Source organism: Candidatus Ryanbacteria bacterium CG10_big_fil_rev_8_21_14_0_10_43_42 (assembly GCA_002793915.1).
Taxonomy (GTDB): domain Bacteria; phylum Patescibacteriota; class Minisyncoccia; order Ryanbacterales; family 2-02-FULL-48-12; genus 1-14-0-10-43-42.
This window is the reverse complement of record PFEF01000009.1, coordinates 1-3,810: the sequence shown is the minus strand read 5'-3', so window position 1 is coordinate 3,810 and position 3,810 is coordinate 1. Positions and strand designations below refer to the sequence as shown.

Sequence of the window (3,810 nt, the reverse complement as noted above, 5' to 3'; positions counted from 1 at the left end):
GTTTCCAACCATGAACGATGAGCGCTGTACCGGCATTAGGATTAAACTGTCCATCACCGGGCAGCAGGTCGTTCCAGCGATTTGTTTTGGCATCATATATCTTCAGCTGCCAACGCTCTTGCACCGGAGTGTTTACTGAAACAGAATCGCTTAGAGGCGAGGTGCCAGAGTCGGAGACAACGGCCATTCTGTAGCTTACTTCCTGTTCCGGAGGTAGCTGCGCGTCTATGTATGTATCCCTGTCAGCAGGAATTTCGGAGAGGCGTTCCCAGCACGCCGCATCTCCCGGCTGGCACAACTGGCGCTCTATGATGTACTGAATGGCGCCCGGAATGTCCGAGTTCCAGTGAAGTTCTGACGCGGTGTCGGATCGCATGCTGACTAATAGATTTTCTGGTGGGGTCGGGAAGCTCGGAGAAAACTTAGTGATTGACGATGTTTCGCATCGATTTTCATTAGTTATACTACTACATCCATATGTGGCATATCCACGATCTCGCGTTTTAGTGAAGTCTTGTATTTCTAAGGATCCTGGTTTTTCCCAAACAACATTTCCCAATACATCCATCTTTACGAGATAACCAACACCATCACCTCCATGTATAAAAACAAAACCGTTATCATAATCATGAAGAAGGCCATTACAAACTTCAACCCTCCCACCTCGCTTGTACATCTTTTCCCATTGGAGAACACCCAATTCATTCGTTTTAATAATATACACGTGCTCATTGTTTTCGTTAGTAATAGATCTGGCAGCGACCACATAGCCATTGTCTTCTGACTCGATAATGTACGGATTAAATTCGTGTCCTATGTGTTCGTATTCATTTGTCCATAGAATGTTCTTTTCCGAATCTATTTTGGTGATGCATATATTATAATTTAGTATGCTTACAATAACAAACCCATTATCACTTGTTTGGTAAAAATTTTTACCAATCCCCCTTGAAAGAAGAAATTCCCATTCAATACTCCCAATATCGCTAATTTTTATGATTGAGACATACCTATCATTTCCTGTGGATTTATTTAGAAGTATTACCCAACCATTATTCCATATTAGCGATGCAGATTCAAGTGATGCATATTCTCGTGAGAAAGTTTTTTCCCACAACATGGTACCAAGTTTATTTACTTTGATAAGTGTTCCGTTGCCGCGAACAGTTGCTAGAATGGCATATTCTCCGATCGATGATTCGGCAATCGCGTTCCCTCTATCATTTTGGTTTCCGCCGTAAGTTTTTTCCCACTGTATAACCCCCGAACTGTCGTGCTTAATAAGGGAGACGTAATGAATTGGCGATTTCCAGATTCCTCCTGTAAGCAAGTATCCGTTATCTTGTGTGGATATAATGTCCCATAATCCATTTGGTACATTTACTTTCCATTCTATTTCCGGAGCAGTTTCCTGCCCGTAACACTCTGACACGATGTCAGTATTGAAAATGGTAAAGAGGGCTATTGCCAAAAGCATTGCGCGCTTCATAAGAAGCTCCTTTCGTTTGGGCGTTTCTTTCCGGAATTCCCGCATACGCGAGGATGACGCTGTATTTGTCATTCCTTCTCTTTTTGCATTCCTCTGCCCCCCGCTTGTCATTCCTGCGAAGGCAGGAATCCAGTGTTTTCTTGTATTCCTTAGATCCCCGCATACGCGAAGATGACGAGTGCGTAATGACGATATATTGTCAATGTTCAAAGAGTGGCGTTTGCCACACTATACTGTACAGAATTATTTTATTGTAGTCAATAAACACGCTTGCTGTCAGCGGGAGAAAGAAAATCCCTCCCCCGCGTGTCATTCCTGCTTTTCTCTCGTCATTCCTGCGAAGGCAGGAATCCAGCGTCAAAAATCCCTCCCCCTGCGGGTACTCCCTTTAAGAAAGGGAGAATGCGCGCTAGGCGCTACAAGCTACAAGACTACAACCCCTCCTAACCTCCCCTTGTCGTAAGGGGAGGAATAAGAGGAGAAAATCCCTCCCCCACACAAGGCGGGTACTCCCTTTAGGAAAGGGAGAATGCGCGCTAGGAGTTACAAGTTACAAGACCACAACCCCTCCTAACCTCCCCTTGTCGTAAGGGGAGGAATAAGAGGAGAACCCCCCACTTGTCATTCCTGCGAAGGCAGGAATCTAAAAGTAGATAAAAGCTTGAAAAAGAAAACCGCGCCGAAAAATTTCGGGCGGTTGTGTTGTTTTGCGATTAAGGAACAGTATAATTTTCGCATCCGAGCGGATCGTCTGTAGGATCCGGTCCCGCATCGGGAAACGGAAGAGGCATTTCATTATCAGAAAAAAGAACAAGAAGAATGAATACCGCATCGGAGATATCAAGAAGCCCGTCGTCATTCGCGTCAGCGGCATCAGCGCACGTCAGCGGATCGCCTCCGCGAAAGAGAACGTCGAGAAGCCGAATTGTGTCCGAAAGATTGAAATCACCGTCGGTATTCGAGTCCCCTCGGACAAATTCCAGCTCAGTCGCGTTTCCGCAGTGTCTTCTTTCGTCTATTCCGAAGACCTCGTCTCCGGTATCCGCTTGGCATATTGATATTTTGGAAGCGAAAAGCATGCTTTCGGTGTTGTCACATTCGGGAAAATGAATCATTCGTTCATACGGGTTTTCACTTCCCGCAAGAAAAACGGAATTTTCAAATCCCAAGCTTCCGCTTAAGATATTATCGTTAATGCACTGTTTTGGATAGATGACAACAGGGGTGTTTTCTCCGGTAATAGTGGTGGCATACCAGTTGTACACCGAATGGCTTACTCCGGGAACGTTTACGATGAGGTTTGCCCTGTTATCATTTACGCTTGTTATTCCGCGATAGAGGTCAACATACACCATGTTGCGCCGGAGTATTGAAACTATTGGCGCGAGATCTACCAGTATAATAGTATCCAAAGGATCCCAAAGCGTTATCTGATGGACACGTATTACGCGTTGCAAAGAATTCACGGGATCTACAAGCTCACGCGCCGCGTGTGTTACGAGAATGGTTCCCAAGCTGTGTCCCATAAAATGCATGGCCTTATCGTATCCTATCGGGACAGAGGTCTTCAGGGCGTCTGCAAGGAGTACCGCCTGCTCGCGGGCAGATTCGTTCTCTCCGTTGTTACTTCCGTCCGCCTCTTCTATCCATTCCCATGCAAGAATGTTGCCGCTCTTGTCTGTGCGCGTGCTTATGTCGCGCGCGATATCAAGCATCCAGCCGTTGAGCTGTTCGTTGAAGAAAAGCGTCCAGCCATGCGTTATAAGGCAGGTTGCCGCCGATTCGTCAAACAGCGGAATATTCTCATGAAGATTTTCCCATTGCCGCGAATTATGGGAGAGAATTTTGAGCTGGAGTCGGTCCTCCTGTGCGTACATGGGCAGGTGCGAAAGAAAAACAAAAAGAAATGCTGACTTTTTCATCGTGGCCTCCTAAGGTTGTGTTGTAAAAGAGCAAAAACGCTTTTGTAGTATATACTAAATAGTTACATGTTACAATTTGACAGAAAGGTTACAGTAACGTAAGCTTTTTTCAGCACTTTTCAATGGAGGACATATGAAAAGATTTCGTGCTGTATTGTGCGAACTAAGCGCTGAAGACGTGCTTTTCGATACAGATGATACGAAAGAATTTACTTATCTTGACATTGATGCCGAAAGCGTAGAAAAGGCGCGTGAATGTGCCAAAATACATCCGAAGGCGCACAACCTTCAGCTACTCCAGGTATTTGAAGTCCAATAATCGGTGCGGATAAAAAACAGCCCTTATAGGCTGTTTTCTTTTTTTTCCAACGGCTCACGCGTGTGAGCCGTTGAAAAAAA

General features: G+C 45.3%; 2 protein-coding genes and 1 pseudogene (1 of these 3 only partly in view). 1 reads left to right on the top strand and 2 read right to left on the bottom strand.

All coding sequences use genetic code 11. The features are described from left to right. Both COU90_04150 and COU90_04145 read right to left on the bottom strand, forming a co-directional pair. Positions 1-1,600: pseudogene (locus COU90_04150) on the bottom strand (hypothetical protein); it reaches 1,700 nt to the left of the window's first position. Positions 1,601-2,202: 602 nt separating this feature from the next. Beyond that, on the bottom strand, positions 2,203-3,411 hold the full coding sequence (locus tag COU90_04145) for a hypothetical protein (GenBank protein ID PJE64166.1): 1,209 nt from the start codon (positions 3,409-3,411) through the stop codon (positions 2,203-2,205). Positions 3,412-3,544: 133 nt separating this feature from the next. Here COU90_04145 and COU90_04140 point away from each other — a divergent pair, with 133 nt between their 5' ends. Beyond that, positions 3,545-3,730: a hypothetical protein gene (locus COU90_04140; protein ID PJE64165.1), complete on the top strand. Its 186-nt coding sequence runs from the start codon at positions 3,545-3,547 to the stop codon at positions 3,728-3,730. Positions 3,731-3,810: the final 80 nt, after the last annotated feature.